Consider the following 3,984-nt stretch of genomic DNA (forward strand, 5'->3'; position numbering starts at 1 on the left):
CCCGCCGCCCCCGCCCGCTCGCGGATACTCTGCCGTCTTCCGCGTCCGGGAGTTTCGGTTCGTCTTCGTGGCGCATCTGTTCTCGCTGCTCGGGGTGGTCGTCAGTGAGCTCGCGCTCACCGTGCTCGTCTATCAGTTGACGCGGTCGCCGCTGCTCTCCGCGCTCACCTTCGCGCTCGGGTTCCTGCCGTATCTCGTCGGCGGGACGCTGCTCGCCGGGGTCGCGGACCGGATTGCGCCGCGGCGGATTCTCGTCGTGTGCGACCTCGTGTGCGCCGGGTGCGTCGCGCTCATGGTGCTGCCCGTCGTCCCCGTCGCGCTCCTGCTCGTGCTGCGCTGCGCCGTCGCCGTCGTCTCGCCCGTGTTCAACGGGACCCGGATGGCCACCCTCGCCGACATCCTCGGCGAGGGCGACCTCTTCGTCCTCGGCCGGTCCCTGCTCCGGATCGTCTCGCAGAGCGCCCTGCTCGCCGGCTTCGCCGTCGGCGGCGTGCTGCTCACCGTCGTGCCCCCGCGCACCGCGCTCGTCATCACCACCGGGACGTTCCTCGCCTCCGCCCTGCTGCTGCGCTTCGGCACCGCCCGCCGGCCCGCCCGCGCCGCGGACCGGAAGCGCGAGGGGCTCCGCGCCACCTGGGCCGTCCTGCGCGACCGCCGCGTCCGCGCCCTCATGCTGACGTTCTGGGTGCCGCCGCTGTTCGCCGTCGTGCCCGAGGCCCTCGCCGCCCCGTACGCCGACGAGATCGGCGTCTCCACCGCCGCCCTCGGCCTGCTGATGTGCGCGCTGCCGATCGGCACGATCGCGGGCGAGCTGTTCGCGGGCTCCGCCCTCGGCCCCGCCGCCCGCGCCCGGATCGTGCTCCCGCTCGTCGTGACCGGCGTCCTGCCGTTCCTCCTGTACGCCGTCGCGCCCGGCGCCGCCTTCGCCGCCCTCGCGCTCTTCCTGGCCGGCGCGACCGGCGCGTACACCCTCGGCCTCGACGCGTGGTTCGTCGCCGCCGTCCCCGAGGAGCAGCGCGGGAGGACCATGACCCTGATGACCGCGGGCATGATGACCGCCCAGGGCGTCGGCATGGCCGCCGCGGGCGTCGCCGCCGAGTTCGCCTCCGTGCACGCCGTCGTCGCCGGAACCGGCGTCCTCGGCACCCTGTGTCTGGTCCTGCTCGCCCTCGAGGTCCGGGCGACCGAAGGGCGAGACGGGGCTGACCGCCATATGACCAGTCGGTAAGGTCGTGCCGTGCCGAAGCCGCTCAGTCTCCCCTTCGACCCCATCGCCCGCGCCGACGAGCTCTGGCAGAAGCGCTGGGGACCCGTTCCCTCGATGGCCGCGATCACCTCGATCATGCGGGCCCACCAGATCCTCCTCGCCGAGGTCGACGCCGTGGTCAAGCCGTACGGGCTGACCTTCGCCCGGTACGAGGCGCTGGTGCTGCTCACCTTCTCCAAGGCCGGCGAGCTGCCGATGTCCAAGATCGGCGAGCGGCTGATGGTCCACCCGACCTCGGTCACCAACACCGTCGACCGCCTCGTGAAGTCCGGTCTCGTCGACAAGCGCCCCAACCCCAACGACGGCCGCGGCACCCTCGCCTCCATCACGGAGAAGGGCCGCGAGGTCGTCGAGGCGGCCACCCGCGACCTGATGGGGATGGACTTCGGCCTGGGCGCGTACGACTCCGAGGAGTGCGCCGAGATCTTCGCGCTCCTGCGCCCGCTCCGCGTCGCGGCGCACGACTTCGACGAGTCCTGACCCGGAAGCGGGCAGGACCCCGGCGACAGATCGCCCGGAACATGCCGTTACGCTCGACGCCATGAAATCCAGCGTGCTGACCCGCTACCGCGTCATGGCGTACGTGACCGCGGTCATGCTGCTCGTGCTCTGCACGTGCATGATCTTCAAGTACGGGTTCGACATGGGCGAGGACGTGACCTTCGCGGTCTCCCAGGCCCACGGCGTCCTCTACATCATCTACCTGATCTTCGCCTTCGACCTGGGCTCCAAGGCGAAGTGGCCGTTCGGCAAGCTCCTCTGGGTGCTCCTGTCCGGCACGATTCCCTTCGCGGCTTTCTTCGTCGAGCGCAAGGTCGTCCGCGAGACGCTTCCGCTGGTCAGCGGCGTGGAGCCGGCTGCGGTCAAGGTCTGATCCAAACCCCCGCGCGCATCCGCGCGGGGGTTTGCCATCGACATTTACTAGGACGTCCTAGTAAATTCGAAGGCATGGACGCTGACGCCATCGAGGAAGGCCGCCGTCGCTGGCAGGCCCGTTACGACAAGGCCCGCAAGCGCGACGCCGACTTCACCACGCTCTCCGGCGACTCCGTGGAGCCGGTCTACGGGCCGCGCCCCGGGGACGCCTACGAGGGGTTCGAGCGGATCGGCTGGCCGGGCGAGTACCCCTTCACCCGCGGTCTGCACCCCACCGGCTACCGCGGCCGGACCTGGACCATCCGCCAGTTCGCCGGCTTCGGCAACGCCGAGCAGACCAATGAGCGGTACAAGATGATCCTGGCCGCCGGCGGCGGCGGGCTCTCGGTCGCCTTCGACATGCCCACCCTCATGGGCCGCGACTCCGACGACCCGCGTTCGCTCGGCGAGGTCGGGCACTGCGGCGTCGCCATCGACTCCGCCGCCGACATGGAGGTCCTGTTCAAGGACATCCCGCTCGGCGACGTCACCACCTCCATGACGATCAGCGGCCCCGCCGTGCCCGTCTTCTGCATGTACCTGGTCGCCGCCGAGCGCCAGGGCGTCGACCCGGCCGTGCTCAACGGCACGCTGCAGACGGACATCTTCAAGGAGTACATCGCGCAGAAGGAGTGGCTCTTCCAGCCCGAGCCGCACCTGCGCCTGATCGGCGACCTCATGGAGCACTGCGCGCAGGGCATCCCCGCGTACAAGCCGCTCTCCGTCTCCGGCTACCACATCCGCGAGGCCGGGGCGACGGCCGCGCAGGAGCTCGCGTACACCCTCGCCGACGGCTTCGGGTACGTGGAGCTCGGCCTCTCCCGCGGCCTGGACGTGGACGTCTTCGCGCCCGGCCTGTCCTTCTTCTTCGACGCGCACCTCGACTTCTTCGAGGAGATCGCCAAGTTCCGCGCCGCCCGCCGGATCTGGGCGCGCTGGATGAAGGAGGTGTACGGGGCCAAGACCGACAAGGCGCAGTGGCTCCGCTTCCACACCCAGACCGCCGGCGTCTCGCTCACCGCCCAGCAGCCGTACAACAACGTCGTGCGGACGGCGGTCGAGGCTCTGTCCGCGGTGCTCGGCGGCACCAACTCGCTGCACACCAACGCCCTCGACGAGACCCTCGCGCTCCCGAGCGCGCAGGCCGCCGAGATCGCGCTGCGCACCCAGCAGGTGCTGATGGAGGAGACCGGCGTCGCCAACGTCGCGGACCCGCTGGGCGGTTCCTGGTACGTGGAGCAGCTCACCGACCGGATCGAGGCCGACGCCGAGAAGATCTTCGACCAGATCAAGGAGCGCGGCCGGCGGGCGCACCCGGACGGGCAGCACCCGATCGGGCCGATGACCTCCGGCATCCTGCGCGGCATCGAGGACGGCTGGTTCACCGGCGAGATCGCCGAGTCGGCCTTCCAGTACCAGCAGTCCCTGGAGAAGGGCGACAAGCGCGTGGTCGGCGTCAACGTCGCCCACGGCTCGGTCACCGGCGACCTGGAGATCCTGCGGGTCAGCCACGAGGTCGAGTGGGAGCAGGTGCGCGTCCTCGGCGAGCGCAAGGGCCGCCGTGACGACGCGAAGGTGCGCGCCTCGCTGGACGCGATGCTCGCGGCGGCGCGGGACGGCTCGAACATGATCGGCCCGATGCTGGAAGCGGTCCGCGCCGAGGCCACGCTCGGCGAGATCTGCGACGTGCTGCGCGACGAGTGGGGCATCTACACCGAGCCCCCGGGCTTCTAGCCCGACGTACGACGGCGGACGCACGACGGCGGACGCACGACGGCGGGGGCGGTACGGGACATCCCGTA

4 protein-coding genes are annotated in these 3,984 nt (G+C 71.0%); all 4 read left to right on the forward strand.

What is annotated here, in order from left to right; genetic code table 11:
* On the forward strand, positions 1–1,228 hold a 1,228-nt coding region (locus tag VIU94_RS17460), incomplete at its 5' end, for an MFS transporter (protein WP_331912516.1).
* Positions 1,229–1,237: 9 nt separating this feature from the next.
* Entirely contained in the window at positions 1,238–1,747 is a 510-nt protein-coding gene (locus VIU94_RS17465; RefSeq protein WP_331912518.1) for a MarR family winged helix-turn-helix transcriptional regulator, read from the forward strand.
* Positions 1,748–1,808: 61 nt separating this feature from the next.
* A complete protein-coding gene (locus tag VIU94_RS17470) occupies positions 1,809–2,141 on the forward strand; it encodes a DUF3817 domain-containing protein (RefSeq protein ID WP_331912520.1) in 333 nt (110 codons plus the stop codon).
* 74 nt (positions 2,142–2,215) lie between these two features.
* Entirely contained in the window at positions 2,216–3,916 is a 1,701-nt protein-coding gene (gene icmA / locus VIU94_RS17475; protein ID WP_331912522.1) for a coenzyme B12-dependent isobutyryl-CoA mutase large subunit, read from the forward strand.
* The last annotated feature ends 68 nt before the right edge of the window (positions 3,917–3,984 follow it).

The sequence above is a fragment of the Streptomyces sp. genome (assembly GCF_036566765.1).
Taxonomy (GTDB): Bacteria; Actinomycetota; Actinomycetes; order Streptomycetales; family Streptomycetaceae; genus Streptomyces.

What these genes read in the sequence shown, in the direction of transcription:
- icmA (WP_331912522.1), top strand. Translation starts at nt 2,216, where the DNA reads ATGGACGCTGACGCCATCGAGGAAGGCCGCCGTCGCTGGCAGGCCCGT.
- VIU94_RS17470 (WP_331912520.1), top strand. Translation starts at nt 1,809, where the DNA reads ATGAAATCCAGCGTGCTGACCCGCTACCGCGTCATGGCGTACGTGACC.